Source organism: Subtercola vilae, assembly GCF_004923255.1.
In the GTDB taxonomy this organism is placed as follows: domain Bacteria; phylum Actinomycetota; class Actinomycetes; order Actinomycetales; family Microbacteriaceae; genus Subtercola; species Subtercola vilae.
On sequence record NZ_QYRT01000043.1, the window covers coordinates 1 to 17,174 of the forward strand.

The window sequence follows — 17,174 nt, forward strand, 5'->3', positions numbered from 1 at the left end:
TCTTCCGCGGCCGACGCTACGACACCGGCGACCGCCTCGACTACATCAAAGCCATCATCAGACTCGCCAGCGACCGCGAAGACCTCGGCCCCGACCTCCGCCCCTGGATCAAAGAATTCGCCGAAGGATTGTGAAGCGCAGTCGGCTTTGTTGAGGGGTCGCGTGCTGCCTATCATTGCGTATGTTCGTTCCCAGCCTTGCCGACGGTGCCATTGCGCTTCGTCCCATACGAATCCGCGATTCTAAGGCGCTCGAGAACGAGCTCATTGCGAACCGGGCGTGGCTGCGCAAGTGGGAGGCCACCAGCCCGAACGCCCCGATGTCGTTCGACACTCGGGCGAGCATCCGGTCGCTGCAACAGAATGCACGGGCGGGGTTCGGGCTGCCATTCGTCATTGAGTACAACGGTGAGATCGCCGGTCAGCTGAACGTGTCGTCGATCAGTTACGGTTCGGTCTCATCGGCGAGCATCGGGTACTGGGTGGCTGAGCGGTTTGCCGGTCTGAACATCACGCCAACCGTTGTGGCGCTGGCCACCGACCACTGCTTCTACTCGGTGGGGCTGCACCGCATGGAGATCTGCATCAGGCCCGAGAACGCGCCGAGCCTGCGGGTCGTGGAGAAGCTCGGGTTTCGGTATGAAGGGTTGCGGCGGCGCTACATTCACATCAACGGTGACTGGCGCGACCACTTCTGTTTCGCGCTGGTGGGCGAAGAGCTGCCGGTGGGGGTGCTGAGGCGCTGGAAAGAGGCGTCGATCCCGCCCGGCCATGGCAGCGTGCCCGAAGCCGATCGGCTCGAGGCGCTGACGCCGATCGCCACGCGCCTGCGCTGAGGTCATGCGCCTCGCCAGATCGCGCGCGTGCTCCGAGACTCGGCCGAATGTGTGCCGAACAGGGGCTCTGCACCTGCGACACGCGCCCCCCGCTTGGAACCAATTCTGCTGTGAGCCTCATACCGTAGACCCATGACATCAGACTGGCTGGGCGGAGGCCTCATCGTCGGCCTTGCAGCCGTGCTCTGGCTGATCTACCTTGTCCCCACCTGGTTCAGACGCAATGAATACCTTGCAACAGAGCGCAATGTCGTGCGGTTGCAGCAGACGCTCCGTATTCTCGCCGAGACCGCCGAAGCTCCCGACGAGGTGCGGGCAGAGGCCAGCGCGCGAAGCGTAGTGGAGCAACAGCGCCTTCTGAAGAAAGTCACCGTGCAGAACACTCCTCCCGCCTTTCTTGCCGCGGCCAAAATTCGCCGGGCTCGCGCTGTCACCAGCGCCGTTCTGGTTCTCGCCCTCGTCGTCGCCGTGCTCGGCGGCATCCAGATCGCCGTCAACGGTGCCTGGGTGGTGCTCGTAGTGGGTATTGTCACTGCGACCCTCTGCCTCACGCGGCTGCGCCGATTGGCACGCGATGGCCGGGCCATCAAACTGCCGGTCTACGGGTCTTCGCTCACAAGCGTCTCGCGTCTGAACGCCGACGGTTCTGGCGTGTTCGACGGCGCCGACCTCCTCTCTGTTGAGGGGGCTCCGGATGCTCTCGCGGCGTTCGACGCGCTGAACGAGTCTGCTCCTTCAGGCTCGGCCCTCGCTGAGGCCTCCGCCGATTCAGGGTGGACCCCGGTGCCCCTCCCCAAGCCGCTCTACGCCGGACAACGCCGGTTCGTAGCGGCGACCCCCGTCATCGGGTACGCCGAGCAGACCGCGCAGCAGGCCGAAGAAGCGTTGCTCGCGGCGGCGGCGGCGTCGGAGCGCGCACTGCGGGCGGCGACGGCTCCGGCTGCTGTACCCGCCAGTGCTTCTGAGCCTGCTGCGAACGTGGCTGCCCGCGAAGAGCAGAGGTCGGGCATCCCGAGCCGTTTCAGCAGCATGGGCATCGTCGACGACACGGCCACAGGGTCGCTCGACGTCGATCAGGTTCTGGCGAGGCGTCGCGCGGGCTAGTCGTTGCGCCCAGGGCATTCTCGCCGTGACGCACAATTCGCTGTGAATGTGCTTGCGGCACCCTAACTAAACTTGTGTGTGGGAGGCATCGCAGCCGCCCAGACACGAGGAGTCAACTTCATGAAGTACAGATATCTCGGTAACAGTGGCCTCAAGGTCTCAGAGCTCACCTACGGAAACTGGATCACCCACGGGTCGCAGGTGGAGAATGACGCGGCGGTGAGCTGCGTGCGCGCGGCACTCGACGTAGGCATCAGCACCTTCGATACGGCCGACGTATACGCAAACACCCAGGCTGAGGTTGTGCTCGGCGACGCGCTGAAGGGCGAGCGCCGCGAATCGCTCGAGATCTTCACGAAGGTCTACGGCCCTACGGGGCCGAAGGGGCACAACGACACCGGCCTCAGTCGAAAGCACATCACCGAGTCGATCAACGGGTCGCTGAAGCGACTGCAGACTGACTACGTCGATCTCTACCAGGCGCACCGGTACGACGTCGAGACGCCTCTCGAAGAGACCATGCAGGCGTTCGCTGATCTCGTGCGTGCGGGCAAGGTGCTGTACATCGGTGTCAGCGAATGGAACGCCACCCAGCTGAGGGAGGGCCACGCGCTGGCCGAGCAGCTGGGCATCCAGCTCATCTCGAACCAGCCGGAGTATTCGATGCTCTGGCGGGTCATCGAGGCTGAGGTGGTGCCGGCCTCACGTGAGCTCGGTATCTCGCAGATCGTCTGGTCGCCGGTTGCACAGGGCGTACTGAGCGGCAAATACGCCGTCGGCGCCGAATTGCCCGCAGGCAGCCGCGCTACCGACAGCAACGGCGGCGCAGACATGATCAAGCGCTGGCTGACGGATGATGTACTCACCGCTGTGGCAGGCCTCAAGCCTGTCGCCGACGAGCTCGGCCTCACCCAGGCGCAGCTGGCGCTCGCGTGGGTACTGAGCAATGACAACGTGGCGTCGGCCATCATCGGTGCGTCAAAGCCTGAGCAGGTGAAGTCGAACGCTGAGGCCTCCGGTGTCTCGCTGCCGTCCGAGGTGCTCACTCACATCGATGCGGTCATCGGTTCTCTCGCCGAGAAAGACCCAGCGCTCACGCAGATGCCGAAGGGCCGTCAGGTCTGAGGTTCGAGGGTCTCGGTTTCAATTGCGGCACCGTCTCGTGATACTCTTCGTAAGCAGTTTTCGGGGCTATGGCGCAGTTGGTAGCGCGCCTCGTTCGCATCGAGGAGGTCAGGAGTTCGAATCTCCTTAGCTCCACTGCAAAGAAGGGCCCGCTCACTGAGCGGGCCCTTCTGCTTTTGTGTGCGGCCACTAAAAGTGGTGCACCATGACTGCGGCTCTGACACAGACCCCTCCCGTGATGACACACTGAGATCGGCACTTCCCAATTGCCCCTTTGTATATAGTTCGTTGGTAGGGCTGCCGGGATACGGAGGACCGACATGAGCACAGTAGATCCACTGGAAGCGCGTCGGAGCCGTGAAGTTGCGCGAATCGGATCCCCAGCCGCAGCCGTGGCCATTGTGGTCGGGCTCGTCATGATCGCGGGTGGCGGTGCTCTCGAGGCGCGTGGGGCCCGGCACCATCTTGTTCGCCGGCCTTTCTCTGGGCGCGTGGTGGGTCACAGCGTCGCTCGCCGACGCGGGCGCGCTGTGGCTTGTCCCGGTGGGCGCTGCTGCGGTTGCGGCAGCGATGTTCGGGGTCGGGGTCACGAACCGGATGCGCCGGCGATCGCGCTTCGACGTGCTTGGCCAACTCGTGACGCACGGGCGGATCGCGGCTGGTGTGATCGTCGAGATACCGCAGATCGACCCGTCTTCTGGCGGCCTCATCGGTCAGCTGACGGTGAAGTTCGCCGATGCGGGCGGCGTGGATCGCTGGGTGACGAAGAGCGGGCAATGGAAGCGCCACGATCTCCCTCTGACGGGAGATGCTGCCCTCGTTCTCTACGATCCCGAGCGACCGGCCGACACCTCGCGAATGTGGGTGGGGCCGGCATCATCGACTAGCGCTGCAGATTTCGCTCGCTGGCACCCATGACACCCGTGGGTTGGTCAACTATTGCGCGGTCACCCTGAACACGATCGCCTGCTCAGGGGCGAGCGGGGGCGCGGCGAAGCCGACCTCTGCGAGAGCCCGACCCGTGAGCGTGAGTGAGCCGCCGAGAAGCCACGGAGGGAGAACCGCGGCGAAGTACCGGGGTTCTGCGCCGATGTCGAGTACCGACACGGTGTAGTTGGTCTCGGGGTCGAGGCCTGGCAGTTGCACAGGGTCTGGCAGGGCATCCCGTTGCGCCGCCATCGCGACAATGGCGAAGACGGCGTCGGTTTGGGTGCTGTTGACGACCCCGTGCACCCACAGTGCGGGATCTGCCCGGTCGGCCCGCACGACAGTTCCCGAGTGGATGATCGGCCGCACCTCTTTATAGGCGGTCAGCCAGCGCGCCACCTGGGCAAGCTCGTGTTCGGTGGCCTCGAGGAGGTTCCATTCGATGCCGGCCCACCCGAAGAGCGCGGTTGCGAACCGGAATGCTGGTGCGTGGGTGCGGCCTGTGGTGTGAGCGGTGGGTGCACCGAGGTGCACGCCGAGCAATTCGGGCGGCAGCAGCAGCGATGAGTAGCGGTAGATCGACTGGCGTTCGAGTGGGTCGTTCGTGTCGCTGGCCCACACTCGGTTTGTGCGTTCGAGAATGCCCAGGTCGATGCGAGCCCCACCAGAAGCGCACGACTCGATTTCGAGCCCAGAGTGCCTTTGCCGCAACACGTCCATGAGGCGATACGTGGCCAGCGTCTGCTCATGGGAGCGGGTCACCGGTAGGTCGCGATTGTGATCCCACTTCAGGTAGCTGATGGCGTATTCGCTGAGCAGGGCATCGAGTGCGGCGAAGATGGCAGCGAATGCGTCGGGATTGGTGAGATCGACTACGAGCTGGTTGCGGGCGAGCAACGGTGTTGATCGGTGCGGTTCTGTGAGGATCCACTCCGGATGATCGCGCGCCAGCTGTGAATCGAGGTTGACCATCTCGGGTTCGACCCAGAGCCCGAAGTCGAGGCCAAGACCGATGACGTAGTCGATGAGCGGGCCGAGGCCGTTCGGCCAGCGTTCGGTATCGACAGCCCAGTCGCCGAGGGCGCGCTGGTCGTCTGTGCGGCCAGACATCCAGCCGTCGTCGAGAACGAACCGTTCGACACCCGCTCTCGCGCCCGCATCGGCGAGGCGGCGAAGGGTGACTTCGTTGTGGTCGAAGTACACGGCCTCCCAGGTGTTGAGAATCACCGGGTGGGCCCGTTCGGCGAACCCGTGTTCGCGTCTCAGAAAACGGTGGAAACGAGCCGAAGCGGGGTCGAGGCCGTCGCGCGACCAGGCGGCCGAGACCCACGGACTGGTGTAGCTCGCGTCGAGACCGAGCACTACTTCGCGTGGTGCGAGCAGTTCACCGGCGCCGATGAGGGAGATTCCAGAGATCTGGCGTTCGACCCAGATGCGCTGACTGCCGCTCCAGCCCAGGTGCACAGCCCACACTTCGCCGTGGCGAAAACCGAAAGCGGGGGTGCCGGCGATCGTGAGAAAGGATGCGTCGTGGCCTGGCCGGCCGTGACGCGATTCCCGCAGCCACGCTCCGTGCTGAAGAGGCGTGCGCTGCGGGCGGCGTTCGCCTGCCCAGTGCCCCGAAAAATCGAGTACTTCTGCTGCGCGGGCGGGCAAGGGTAGTACGACACTGAGCTCATCGAGTTCGAATGCCTGAGCCGAGCGATTGACGACAGACGATCGGGTGCGCAGCAGGCCTTCGGCGGTCAGCTGGAATTCGACGGTCACTTCGAGTGACGGGGTGTGGGTGGGTGTGGCAGCGGATGCGTCGGCATGAGTGACAGCATGGGCGGCAGCGACCACAGCGCTGGTGAGCGTGAACCGCACGACCCTCGCATCACCGGTATCGACCGCAACGAGTTCGAACGGGGCCACCGGGTGGTTGCCAGAGAGCGCCGGCCGACCCAGCCAGGCGGTGTCGAGCATCGGGAAGATGAGGGGGCGGATCGGAGAATCGACGGCAGCGTTCGATGACGCCGGTATCTGGGCGTCGGCGAGTTGTTCGAGCTGCGAGGCTGTCAGCTCGCCGAGATCTGCGCCCCAGTGTATGAACGATGGCACGGCCGTGCCGCGGGCATCCAGCACAAGGCTGGTGCCCGCGGCGCGGAGGTGGATGACGGTTGAGATGGGTTTACTTTACGGGGATCGACTGTGCTTTGAGGGCGGCGATCGTCTTGGTCTGCCCTGAGTTCAGAGCATCAAGCAACGTACCGCTGCCACCGATTGCTGCGGCGAATCCGTCGGAGACATCACTGTAGGTCTGCGTCATGGTTGGGCCCCACGTGAACGGGCTGATGACCTTGGCCTGATCTGAGAACAGCTGGTAGATCTTCTGGTTGCCGTAGAAGGGTACGCCTTCAGACAGAGCGGGAAGCGTCGCGCCGGTGCTGCTGGCGGGGAACAGGTTCGCCTCGGTGTTCAGTGCGGTGAGCGCCTCGGTGCTGGTGTTCAGCCACAGCAAGAACTTTGCTGCCTCGGCGGGGTGCTTCGAACCTTTGAAGACAACGCTCGACGAGCCGCCCCATGCACCAGAAGTCGCAGCAGACGTGCCCCACTGCGGCATCGGTGCCACGGCCCAGTCGCCGGAGGTGCTGGGTGCACCGCTCGAGATGGTGTTGGCGCCCCAGACCGCAGAGACCCACGTCCAGTCGGCGCCCGTGTCGTAGGCGTTGTTCCACTGATCGGTGAAGCCGGGGATGGTCGAAACGAGCTGCTTGTCGAGAAGCCCCTGCCAGTAGTTCGCGACCTTCGTGGAAGCGTCAGAGGTGAGGTTCACATTCCAGCTCCCATCCGCCGTGCTGAACCACTGCCCGCCGGCCTGTGACACGAGACCGGCGAACCAGTTCACATCGCCCTTCGGGAAGTTGGTGATCTGGGCGCCGAGCGCCTTGATCTTCACCGCGTCAGCGGCGTACTCGTCCCAGGTGGTGGGAACGGGAATGTTGTTCTTCTCGAAGAGGTCTTTGCGGTAGTAGAGCGCCATGGGGCCCGAGTCTTGCGGAATCGCGTAGACCGAGTTGTCTTCGCCGAAGGTGACCTGATTCCACAGGCCGTCAGAGAAGTCTGCCTTCGCTGCCTGAACACCGTCGCACGCGGCGATGTTCGCGAGGCCATCCTGAACCCGGAAAGCGGGCAGGGTGTCATATTCGACCTGGCCGATGTCGGGGGCGTTGCCGGCCTTCAGCTGGGTGAAGAAGTTCTGGTAGGTTCCGCTGTTGCCGTTGGGCACGGTCGAAACGGTCACCTGGATGTTCGGGTTGGCCTTGTTCCAGATGTCGACGACCTTGTCCATCCCGGGAACCCAGGTGGTGAAGCTCAGGTCGACTTTGCCGGTTGAAGCGGCGCAGTCAGAGGCTGCGGCGCTGGAGGAGTCGCTTGACCCTCCAGCCGAGCAGCCCGCGAGGGCGAGCATCGCTGCGGTCGCGACTGCGGCCACGCGAATGTATTTCAGTGCCATGTGATTGTCCATTCAGTGAGGGTTGTGACGGAGAAGGGTTCCCGGTCACGGTCAAACGCCGTTGTTTTAGTGCTGCTTCCTCTGGCGTGTTACTTCAGTCCTCCGGCTCCCAGTCCGTTGCGCCAGAATCTCTGGAGGCTCAGGAATGCGACGAGAAGAGGAACGATCGACACCAACGCGCCCACGATGACAAGGGTGCGGATGTCGGGTATCTGGCTCACCTGCGAGTTCCAGGTGTAGAGACCGAGCGTCACGGGGAACAGCGTCTGATCGCGCAGCATGACGAGCGGCAAGAAGAAGTTGTTCCAGATCGACACGAACTGAAACAGGAAGATGGTCACGAGGGCGGGCGACATGAGACGCACAGCGACAGTGAAGAAGGTTCGAATCTCACCTGATCCGTCGATGCGGGCGGCCTCGATGATCTCGTCTGGCACGCTCGAGGCCGCGTAGATGCGGCTGAGATACACGCCGAACGGGCTCACCAGACTGGGCAGGAAGACCGCCCAGAAGGTGTTGGTCAGCTGCACCTGGCTGAAGATGAGAAACAGCGGCAACGCGAGCGCCGTGGCGGGTACGAGTACACCGCCGAGCACGGTGTTGAAGATGAGTTCCCGACCGCGGAACTGGTATTTCGAGAGAGCATACCCGCACATCGCGGCGAGAATTGTGCCGAGGCCACCGGCCACCGTTGCGTAGACGATGCTGTTGAGCATCCATCTCGGAAAGACACCTTCGTTGTAGGTGAACAGTTTCACCACGTTGTTGCCGATATCGGTGAGCGAGCTCGGCGTGAACCACAGTGAGAACGTGGAGTTGAAGTTGCCGAGAGTCTTCGTCGACGACACAAGCAGCCACCAGATGGGCAGCAAGAAGTACAGCGTGAAGGCGCCCATGATCACCATGGCGGCGCTTCGGGACAGACGGCTTTCCCGAGGGGCGCCACGAGAGCCGCGGGCGCGTTTCAGGGTCGAGGTCGAGGTGGTCACAGTGCTGCCCTCCGCTGGGTCAGTCGCAGAACTGCGAACGACAGGATGAACGTGGCGATCGCGAGTACGACCGAGAAAGCCGCTGCGAGGTTGAGGTTCGGTACGGCGGCCGTGGTGTAGACGAGAAGGTTCGGAGTGAACGTGCTCGTGATTGATGAGGTGAACTGTTTGAACACCTGCGGTTCGGTGATGAGCTGCAGTGTTCCGATCACAGAGAAGACGGCGGTCAGCACGATGGCGGGCATGACGAGCGGAATCTTGATCGACCAGGCGATACGCATCTGAGAGGCGCCATCGAGGCGGGCAGCTTCATACAGCTCGCCTGGAATGGCGAGCAGCGCTGAGTAGATGATGAGCATGTTGTAACCCACGTACACCCAGGTCACCACATTCGCGATCGCCCAGAGCACTGTGCCGCCGTCGAGCAGATTGACCTGCGAGGTGACGAATGAGAAGGGAGAGAGCGAGGGGGAGTAGAGGTAGCCCCACATGATCGCGGCGATGACACCGGGCACGGCGTAGGGGGCGAAGAACGCGAGCCGGAAGAATTTCTTGCCCTTTACCAGCGGTGAGTCCAAGAGGAGGGCAAACAGCAACGCCAGCCCGAGCATGATGGGCACCTGCACGACGCCGAAGGCCAGCACTCTCAGAATCGACGACCAGAACTCGCCGTCTTGAAAGACGAGAAAGTACTGCGAGAGGCCACCGAATTCGAGGTGGGGCACGCCGAACGTACCTTCGCGCCGGATGACCTGCAGCGACTGGATCACCGCGTAAATCACTGGTACGAGGTAGAAAGCTGCGAACAACAACCCGAACGGCAGAATGAGAATGGCAATAGCTCGCTTGTTGCGAAGCCGCTTTCGGGGCCTGATGCGCGCTGCGGCTGGCGCTGGCGCCACCCCAGACAGAACCGAAGTGCTCATGATGTCTCCTTTTTCTGGCGCACGATCTGTACCCCGCCTGAGGCGACGACGCCTCTGGTCACGATGTCGATCTCGGTGACGAGGTCGTATCCGGCAATCGAATGCTCGACATCAGAGTTCGTATGGTTGATCACGAAAACGTAGTCGTGCTCTGCCCCTGAACGGCGAACAACCTCGACCCCAGCGGTGACGGGCGCGACGGCCACTGCCCCGGATTCGGAGACCGCGCGGTGGAGCTCTTCGGCGAGGGCGATCGAGTCAAGACTCGTGGCAAGGTAGCGCGCTACTCCTTTGCCGAACACGTTGCGGGTCACAGCCGAGACGCCGATCAACGGCCCTTCGAGGTAGGTTGCGGTCGATTCTGCGCCCTCGAGGTGCAGCAATTCTGTCCAGAGGGAGGCTGTGCCACCGTCGCTCAGCGCCACCGAATCGTGCGGGGCGATGGGGTAGAACTCTTCGCTCGAGATGCCGGTGACCGCGCGGAACGCACCCGGGTAGCCGCCGGGGCGCACCTCGTCGTGCTCATCGACGATACCGCTGAAGAAGGTGATCACGGCGTGACCACCGTTTGCGACGAAGTCGGTGACGACGCGAGCGTCACTGTCCGATACCAGGTACAGGCTGGGTACGACGACAAGCCGGTAGCCGGTGAGGTCTGCGCCGGGTGCGACGATGGTGACGGTGGCACCGATGGCGAGCAAGGCCTCATACGTCTGGTGCACCTGTTCGAGGTAATGGAGGTCAGTCGACGGATGCGCCTCCTGATCGGTGGCCCACCACGCTTCCCAGCTGAACACGAACGCGATGTCAGAGCGAACGACAGAACCTGCCACTTCGCCGAGTCGGTGCATGAGAGCGCCGAGCTCAACGACTTCGCGCCAGACCCTGCTGTCAGTGCCGCTGTGGGGAAGCATCGCAGAGTGGAACTTCTCGGTTCCTTTCACCGACGCCCGCCATTGAAAGAAGCAGACGCCGTCTGCCCCTCTGGCGACGTGGGTGAGGGAATTTCGCATCATCTCGCCCGGGGCCTTCGCGCGGTTTCGCGGCTGCCAGTTCACGGCACTCGTCGAATGCTCCATGAGCAACCAGGGCTTGCCGTCTGCGAGCCCGCGGGTCGCGTCGGCGGAGAACGAGAGTTCGCGGTGCGGAACGCTCAAACGGTGGTCGAGGTAGTGGTCGTTCGCGACGATGTCCATCTCGGGGGCCCAGCGCCAGTAGTCCTGCGTTTTGATGTGAGCCGTGACCATGAAGTTCGTCGTCACTGGAATAGTGCTCGATGAGCGGATGATCTCCGCTTCTGCGCGGAAATAATCGAGTAATTCATCAGAACTGAATCGAAAGAAGTCCAGCTGCTGCGAGGGGTTGATGAACGAGAGCGTGTCACGCGGAGGCAGAATCTCTGACCACTGTGCATAGTGCTGGCTCCAGAACGCGGTACCCCAGGCCTCATTCAGGGCTTCGATGCTCGTGTAGTGGCGCTCGAGCCACACACGAAAGGCGGCCGCAGAAACGTCGCAGTAGCACAGAGCATTGTGGCAGCCGAGCTCGTTCGACACATGCCAGAGCACCACTGCAGGATTCGATCCGTACCGTTTGACCGTTGCCCGAACGAGCGTCATGGCGTGCTCTCGAAAGACGGGTGAGCTGGGGCACCATGCTTGGCGACCACCCGGCCATCGGGTGGTGCCGTCGCTCACCTGAGGAAGCATCTCCGGATGCAGCGTGGTGAGCCACGGCGGAGGCGACGATGTTCCAGTGCCGAGATTGACGCCGATGCCGTTCTCGTGCAGAAGCGCGATGATTTCGTCGAGATCGTCGAAGTGGAACTCGCCCCGGCGGGGTTCGATGTGCGACCAGCCGAAGATGTTGATGGCGACGAGATTCACGCCTGCTTCACGCATGAGGCGAACGTCTTCGCGCCACACCTCTTTGCCCCACTGCTCGGGGTTGTAGTCACAACCGAAGACGAGACCGTCCGTGCCGAGCCCGAGTGGGCTGGGGCGGTGGGCTTCGGTTGAGTTCACTGGTTCCTCGACTTCGTTGGCGTGAGAGCGGCGACACAGACAGCGAGAGGGCAGCACTGTGAAGGTTCACAGAGCACCGGGGCGAATGCCGCTGGCGTGATCTCTGTGAACGTTCCCAACCATAAACAGAGACGTGCGGCGATGTCAAATTTTATTGGTTCGAGGCGGTACAGTGACTCCCATGGCACGTGACAGGTCGCTCCCTCGCAGAGCGACGATCCATGACGTGGCAGCCGTGTCTGGTATCTCCCGCGGCACCGTCTCGCGGGTTCTGAACGGCGAGCCCTACGTCTCCGATCGCGCCCGTGAAGCCGTCGAAGCTGCCGTGCGCGAGGTTGGCTATGTACGCAACACGGCGGCCCGAAATCTTGTCACTCAGCGCTCAGGCGCCATCGCGCTCATTGTGCACGAGCCTCATTCGCTGGTGCTCGAAGACCCCAATATCGGAAACATTCTGCTGGGTACGAACGCTGTGCTCTCTGAAGCCGACTACCAGATGGTCACGCTCATTCTCGACTCCGTACGTGACAGCGAGAGAGTCGCCGAGTATCTGCGCGGTGGCTTCGTCGACGGAGCGATCATCCTGTCTGCCCGTGTTGGCGACCCGATTGCGCTCGCGGTCGCAGAGCTCGGCATTCCCGCGGCGTTCGTCGGGCATCCGCCGAACGCTCCCGAGATTCCGTTCATCGGCATCGACAATCTCTCGGCTGCCCGGGAGATCACCACGCGCCTGGTAGACACCGGCCGAACCAAAATCGGTATGGTTGCCGCGGCGTTGGATCGCGACTCGGGTCAAGACCGTCTGGCGGGCTTCATTGAAGCTCTCGGCAAACAATTCAACCCCTCTCTCGTCGTCGACTATCCGTTGTACGCCTACGACACTGGTGCCGAAGGCATGCGGGAGCTCCTTCGACGGGAGCCTGCCATCGACGGAGTGTTCGCCGCGTCTGACGCCGTGGCTGCCGGCGCGATGGACGTGTTGCGAGACGCCGGCCGCAGCGTGCCGGGAGACGTGGGAATTGTCGGCTTCGACGACAGCTCGTGGGCCATCAGATGTCATCCCATGCTCTCAACCGTGCGGCAACCGGCGTACGAACTCGGGCGCCAGGCCGCCCTGCAGGTACTCAACCAGCTGAGGGGCGGGCCGCGCCCGAGCGGCGGAACCCTGCTGCAGACCGAAGTGGTGTGGCGCGACTCGGCGTAGCGTCGAGCAATGTCGCCGTTCAGGTGGAAGGTATTTGGCTCCGCTGGGAGTTTCGTCTCTAGGCCGCAGTCTCGAACGCTGACCGCCTGACGTGATCGCGGGCATGCTCGACGGCGTCATCGAGGCTGGTGAAGAGGTGTTTGTGGTCGCGCAGCGCGCTGAGTACGCCGACTCTGGTCGCGAGCCGAAGGTGTTCAGGCCGGATGCCTTTGATGAGCACAGTGATTCCACGGCGTTCCAGCCCCCGGATCATTTCGGTGATAACCCGGGCTCCGGTGGCGTCGAGTACCTGGAGCTGGGACATGCGAATGATGACCACAGTGACGTCGCTGATTCTGGTCACGCGCTCGAGCATTCGGTCGGCGGCACCGAAGAAAAGAGCGCCGTCCAATCGGAAGAGGGCGATGTGTCTATCTTCGGGTTGCGCGGGGCTGGGGGGTTCTTCCCGGTGCACGCCGCCGGATTTTGCGAGTGCGCGGAGCGCGAAGAACGCTGCCACCGCGATTCCGATTCCGACTGCGGTGATGAGGTCGAATGAGACGGTGATGATCGCCGTAATGGCGAAGATGATGGCATCGGAGCGGGTGGATCCGAGAACGCTTCTTACGGTGGCGATGGAGATCATGCGGGCGGCGGTGATCATCAGCACGCCGGCAAGTGCGGCGAGCGGGATCTGTGACACAACCCCGGTCGCGAGAGAGACGATTGTGAGAAGTACGAGGGCGTGAACAATGGCGGCGACTCGGGTTTGGCCGCCGGATCGAATGTTCACGGCAGTGCGAGCGATTGCGCCGGTCGCGGGCATGCCTCCCAGCAATCCGGAGGCAATCGATGCGAGTCCCTGACCGACGAGTTCACGGTCGGCGTTGTATGGGCCGGTATCCGAGATCGAGGCCGCGACCCGAGCGGAGAGCAATGACTCGATCGCGGCCAGCGCGGCGACGGTGAAGGCGGGCCCGATCAGCGCGCCGGCGTTGTCGAAGCTTGGCAGCGTTGGTGTCGGCAACGAGCCCGGTAGCAACCCGATGCGAGCGAGCGGCAGGTGCAGGAGTGCGGCACCGATGGCAACGACGATGATCGCGATGATGGAGCCGGGGAGTTGGCGATTGACTTTCGGCGCGATGATCATGATCACGCCGACCAGCAGTACCGAGAGGATCGGCCAGACCACGGTTGCCGGGTTGACGTGGGCGAACGATTGAACCGCAGAGACGACCGCATTACTGCTGGCTCCGGGTTTGCTACCTACGGCTGAAGGTATTTGTTGGAGAAAGATGATGACTGCGATGCCGAGGGTGAAGCCTTCGATCACGGGCCACGGAATGTACGAAACGACACGGCCTATTTTGAGTACGCCGGCAGCGGTGACCACGATTCCGGCCATCAGGCTGACGACGGCGACCGCCGCGACGCCGTGGGCTGCAACCACGGGGCCGAGGACAACGACCATCGCGCCGGTGGGACCAGAAACCTGAATGTTGGAGCCGCCGAACACCGCGGCGACGATTCCGGCGACGATGGCAGTGATAAGCCCCGCCTCTGCCCCGGCACCCGAGCTGACTCCGAACGCCAATGCCAGCGGGAGAGCGACGATGCCCACGGTGATTCCGGCAACGAGGTCTGCCCGCCAGGTGCGCTTGACTGACCGGTAGTCCTTCCAGCTGGGCAGCAGGGAGCCAAGATAACGGGCGGGCATCACGTGACGTCGCCTACGTCATCGACGGCGTGGGAAACGGGGATGCCGGGCAGGTTCACTGTGGAGTCCAACTGTTGCTGCGTGTTGTGCAGGATCTCGACGAGCAGCGCTCTCGAGATAGCGAGCAAGTCGGCGACTTGAGGGTACGCGAGCCGGTAGAACACCTGACTCGCCCTTCTTTCGGCGACCACGAGGTTGTGCCGACGCAAGACAGAAAGGTGTTGCGACAGGTGGGAGGCTTCCAATCCGGTATCTGTGAGAAGGGCAGATACTGAAACGTCTGGAGATGCCGACAACACTTCAAGCACACGTATCCGCACGGGATGCGCAAGCCCTTTGAAGAGGTTGGCTTTCACTTCATAGAGCGGCCGGTGCGTAGTAGCGAATTGATCCATTGGGCTAGATTTCCACGATGTGACGACTTCATCAACTCGAAACTCCAGCGACATCGCGGTGGAGCCGATCGGGGCTTCCACCGGTGTGCTTTCGACTTCCATTTCTCTCCTGTAGTGTTGACTTTATAAATTCATCATATCGTGAATTAGAGCAGCTTGGTTGCATCACTGAATGCACTAACCGGGGAGCACACCGATGTCCAGCGCAACCGTCCAGCCCAACACCTCTGAGCAAGCTGTTCCGGATCAACCGGAAGATATCCGCCACAGGGGGATTCTTGTGCGTTGGATCACGTCGACCGACCACAAGGTGATCGGGTACATGTACCTGATCGAATCGTTCCTGTACTTCTGTTTCGGCGGCGTGATGGCGCTGATCATTCGCGCTCAGCTCTTCGAGCCCGGGTCACAACTTCTCGCCACTAAAGACCAGTACAACCAGCTTTTCACCATGCACGGCACCATAATGCTGTTGATGTTCGCCACACCCTTGTTCTCGGGGTTCGCCAACTTCTTGATGCCATTGCAGATCGGCGCCCCCGATGTCGCCTTTCCGCGACTGAACGCGTTGGCGTTCTGGTTGTACACCTTCGGCAGCGCCATCGTCGTCGGTGGGTTCCTCACCCCTCAGGGCGCGGCTTCTTTTGGCTGGTTCGCTTACGCGCCGTTATCGAGTGCGACGTTCTCACCCGGAGACGGAGGGAACCTCTGGGTCTTCGGTCTCGTGCTCAGTGGGTTCGGCACGATCCTCGGAGCAGTGAACTTCATCACCACGATCATCACCATGCGTTCTCCAGGCATGACGATGTTCCGGATGCCGATTTTCGTCTGGAACACTCTCGTAACATCCATTCTGATTCTGATGGCCTTCCCTGTGCTCGCGGCCGCATTGGCGGGCCTCGGCATCGACCGGGTCTTCGGCGCCCACATCTACGATGCAGCGACCGGTGGTGTGTTGCTCTGGCAACATCTGTTCTGGTTCTTCGGCCATCCCGAGGTCTACATCATCGCTCTGCCCTTCTTCGGCATCGTGTCGGAAGTGTTTCCCGTTTTCAGCAGAAAGCCGATTTTCGGCTACAAGACCCTGATCTATGCGACCATCTCCATCGGCGCGCTCTCGATCACCGTGTGGGCGCACCACATGTATGCGACGGGGTCTGTTCTACTGCCGTTCTTCTCGCTGATGTCTATGCTGATCGCCGTTCCGACCGGGGTTAAGATCTTCAATTGGGTCGGCACGATGTGGCGCGGATCTGTGACTTTTGAGACTCCGATGGTCTTCGCGATCGGCTTTCTGATCACCTTCACATTCGGCGGTCTCACGGGGGTCATTCTTGCCTCGCCGCCCCTGGACTTCCATGTGACCGATACGTATTTCGTCGTCGCTCACTTCCATTACGTGATCTTCGGCACGGTGGTCTTCGCTATGTTCAGCGGCTTCTACTTCTGGTGGCCCAAGTGGACGGGCCGCATGCTGAATGAAAAGCTCGGGAAGTGGCACTTCTGGCTTCTGTTCATCGGCTTCCACACCACGTTCCTTATCCAGCACTGGCTCGGCGTTGTCGGCATGCCACGTCGGTACGCCACCTACTCAGCCGTCGATGGCTTCACCTGGATGAACCAGATCTCCACCATCGGGTCGGCGATTCTCGCTCTTTCCATGCTGCCTTTCTTTCTGAACGTGTACCTCACCCGGAAGTCACCGAAAGTCACCGTCAATGATCCCTGGGGGTTTGGTCGGTCACTTGAGTGGGCAACATCCTGCCCTCCGCCGCGCCACAATTTCACAACCATTCCCCGAATTCGCTCTGAATCGCCTGCGTTCGACCTCAACCACCCCGAGGCAGGCGTACCCGTCGGTGTCGGCCCGCTCCGCGACGCACCCGATGCACCAACAGCCGATGTAGCCAGTCGGAAGATCACGTAATCGCGCACGAAGGAGTTCGACCATGAACAACACGGATTCGCTCGCGATGACTCTCGACGAAGCGATCCTGATAGAGGATCAGTTCGATCGCGGCAAACTAGACCCGCTCCTGTGCGGCACACGAGAACTGATCAACGAGGCTCGTCGTGTGAAACTCGACGCGGCAACACAACTGCCGAAACCGCGACCTCCACAGGAGCATCCCAAACGTCGTATCCACCGCGCAGCAATCGGCTGTCTGATCGGAATGGTAGGTATCTTCGCCGGAGCGTACTTTGTCTTCATGGTCGCGCTGCACGTCACGAAATAGGCTCGATGTCGGGTGGGTGGGGATACGGCACTGCGTTGCCGCCCGCCGGGAGCCCAAGCCGGCTGTTCTCAACCGTGCGGCAAACGCGGTGTACGAACTCGGGCGCCAGTTCGCCCTGCAGGTACTCAACCAGCTGAGGGCGGGGTGACCTCATGCTGTGTCAACCCCCAGGTGCGCGACCAATCCGCACGGCAGGCTTTTTCGAAGAACCACTGA

14 protein-coding genes, 1 tRNA gene and 1 pseudogene are annotated in these 17,174 nt (G+C 62.3%); 9 read left to right on the forward strand and 7 right to left on the reverse strand.

Going from position 1 to position 17,174, the window contains the following annotated elements:
• The 6 genes and pseudogenes from D4765_RS16055 to D4765_RS16080 all read left to right on the forward strand — a co-directional run.
• Positions 1–134, forward strand: a pseudogene (locus D4765_RS16055) (UTP--glucose-1-phosphate uridylyltransferase); the annotation flags it as partial.
• Positions 135–181: 47 nt separating this feature from the next.
• Complete coding sequence (locus D4765_RS16060) at positions 182–835, forward strand: GNAT family N-acetyltransferase (protein ID WP_136643334.1); 654 nt, start codon at positions 182–184, stop codon at positions 833–835.
• A 132-nt stretch (positions 836–967) separates the two neighbouring features.
• Complete coding sequence (locus D4765_RS16065; protein ID WP_136643335.1) at positions 968–1,939, forward strand: hypothetical protein; 972 nt, start codon at positions 968–970, stop codon at positions 1,937–1,939.
• Between the two features lie 120 nt (positions 1,940–2,059).
• Positions 2,060–3,064, forward strand: coding sequence for an aldo/keto reductase family protein (locus tag D4765_RS16070; RefSeq protein ID WP_136643336.1), 1,005 nt, complete (start codon positions 2,060–2,062; stop codon positions 3,062–3,064).
• Positions 3,065–3,126: 62 nt separating this feature from the next.
• Positions 3,127–3,199, forward strand: a tRNA-Ala gene (locus D4765_RS16075).
• A 291-nt stretch (positions 3,200–3,490) separates the two neighbouring features.
• A complete protein-coding gene (locus D4765_RS16080) occupies positions 3,491–3,982 on the forward strand; it encodes a hypothetical protein (RefSeq protein WP_136643337.1) in 492 nt (163 codons plus the stop codon).
• An 18-nt stretch (positions 3,983–4,000) separates the two neighbouring features.
• Here D4765_RS16080 and D4765_RS16085 read toward each other — a convergent pair whose 3' ends face one another.
• The 5 genes from D4765_RS16085 to D4765_RS16105 all read right to left on the reverse strand — a co-directional run bounded on the left by D4765_RS16085 (position 4,001) and on the right by D4765_RS16105 (position 11,426).
• Complete coding sequence (locus tag D4765_RS16085) at positions 4,001–6,091, reverse strand: alpha-galactosidase (RefSeq protein ID WP_237280501.1); 2,091 nt, start codon at positions 6,089–6,091, stop codon at positions 4,001–4,003.
• Positions 6,092–6,161: 70 nt separating this feature from the next.
• Entirely contained in the window at positions 6,162–7,487 is a 1,326-nt protein-coding gene (locus D4765_RS16090; protein WP_136643339.1) for an ABC transporter substrate-binding protein, read from the reverse strand.
• A gap of 89 nt (positions 7,488–7,576) precedes the next feature.
• A complete protein-coding gene (locus D4765_RS16095) occupies positions 7,577–8,476 on the reverse strand; it encodes a carbohydrate ABC transporter permease (RefSeq protein WP_237280502.1) in 900 nt (299 codons plus the stop codon).
• Positions 8,473–9,402: a carbohydrate ABC transporter permease gene (locus tag D4765_RS16100; RefSeq protein WP_136643340.1), complete on the reverse strand. Its 930-nt coding sequence runs from the start codon at positions 9,400–9,402 to the stop codon at positions 8,473–8,475. The genes D4765_RS16095 and D4765_RS16100 overlap by 4 nt, the downstream gene beginning before the upstream one ends.
• Positions 9,399–11,426 carry a beta-galactosidase gene (locus tag D4765_RS16105; RefSeq protein WP_237280503.1) on the reverse strand — a complete coding sequence of 676 codons (2,028 nt, stop codon included), beginning with the start codon at positions 11,424–11,426 and terminating at the stop codon, positions 9,399–9,401. The genes D4765_RS16100 and D4765_RS16105 overlap by 4 nt, the downstream gene beginning before the upstream one ends.
• 181 nt (positions 11,427–11,607) lie before the next feature.
• On the opposite strand from D4765_RS16105, the gene D4765_RS16110 reads away from it, so the two are divergent.
• Positions 11,608–12,630: a LacI family DNA-binding transcriptional regulator gene (locus tag D4765_RS16110; RefSeq protein WP_136643341.1), complete on the forward strand. Its 1,023-nt coding sequence runs from the start codon at positions 11,608–11,610 to the stop codon at positions 12,628–12,630.
• Positions 12,631–12,688: 58 nt separating this feature from the next.
• Here the strand turns inward: D4765_RS16110 and D4765_RS16115 are convergent, their stop codons facing one another.
• Both D4765_RS16115 and D4765_RS16120 read right to left on the reverse strand, forming a co-directional pair.
• Positions 12,689–14,326: a SulP family inorganic anion transporter gene (locus D4765_RS16115; protein ID WP_136643359.1), complete on the reverse strand. Its 1,638-nt coding sequence runs from the start codon at positions 14,324–14,326 to the stop codon at positions 12,689–12,691.
• Positions 14,326–14,823, reverse strand: a complete 498-nt coding sequence (locus D4765_RS16120) for an ArsR/SmtB family transcription factor (protein ID WP_420824543.1) — start codon at positions 14,821–14,823, stop codon at positions 14,326–14,328. The genes D4765_RS16115 and D4765_RS16120 overlap by 1 nt, the downstream gene beginning before the upstream one ends.
• A 94-nt stretch (positions 14,824–14,917) precedes the next feature.
• Here D4765_RS16120 and ctaD point away from each other — a divergent pair, with 94 nt between their 5' ends.
• Together ctaD and D4765_RS16130 are read left to right on the forward strand one after the other, a co-directional pair.
• Positions 14,918–16,648 (forward strand): aa3-type cytochrome oxidase subunit I, encoded by a 1,731-nt coding sequence (ctaD, locus tag D4765_RS16125; protein WP_136643342.1) that lies wholly within the window; start codon positions 14,918–14,920, stop codon positions 16,646–16,648.
• A gap of 22 nt (positions 16,649–16,670) precedes the next feature.
• Positions 16,671–16,958 (forward strand): hypothetical protein, encoded by a 288-nt coding sequence (locus D4765_RS16130; RefSeq protein WP_136643343.1) that lies wholly within the window; start codon positions 16,671–16,673, stop codon positions 16,956–16,958.
• Positions 16,959–17,174: the final 216 nt, after the last annotated feature.

Excerpts from the sequence above, each read along its gene's own strand:
- D4765_RS16065 (WP_136643335.1), top strand. The coding sequence starts at position 968 with ATGACATCAGACTGGCTGGGCGGAGGCCTCATCGTCGGCCTTGCAGCC.
- D4765_RS16115 (WP_136643359.1), bottom strand. The coding sequence starts at position 14,326 with ATGCCCGCCCGTTATCTTGGCTCCCTGCTGCCCAGCTGGAAGGACTAC.
- D4765_RS16110 (WP_136643341.1), top strand. The coding sequence starts at position 11,608 with ATGGCACGTGACAGGTCGCTCCCTCGCAGAGCGACGATCCATGACGTG.
- D4765_RS16120 (WP_420824543.1), bottom strand. The coding sequence starts at position 14,823 with ATGGAAGTCGAAAGCACACCGGTGGAAGCCCCGATCGGCTCCACCGCG.
- D4765_RS16130 (WP_136643343.1), top strand. The coding sequence starts at position 16,671 with ATGAACAACACGGATTCGCTCGCGATGACTCTCGACGAAGCGATCCTG.
- D4765_RS16090 (WP_136643339.1), bottom strand. The coding sequence starts at position 7,487 with ATGGCACTGAAATACATTCGCGTGGCCGCAGTCGCGACCGCAGCGATG.
- D4765_RS16070 (WP_136643336.1), top strand. The coding sequence starts at position 2,060 with ATGAAGTACAGATATCTCGGTAACAGTGGCCTCAAGGTCTCAGAGCTC.
- D4765_RS16100 (WP_136643340.1), bottom strand. The coding sequence starts at position 9,402 with ATGAGCACTTCGGTTCTGTCTGGGGTGGCGCCAGCGCCAGCCGCAGCG.
- D4765_RS16060 (WP_136643334.1), top strand. The coding sequence starts at position 182 with ATGTTCGTTCCCAGCCTTGCCGACGGTGCCATTGCGCTTCGTCCCATA.
- ctaD (WP_136643342.1), top strand. The coding sequence starts at position 14,918 with ATGTCCAGCGCAACCGTCCAGCCCAACACCTCTGAGCAAGCTGTTCCG.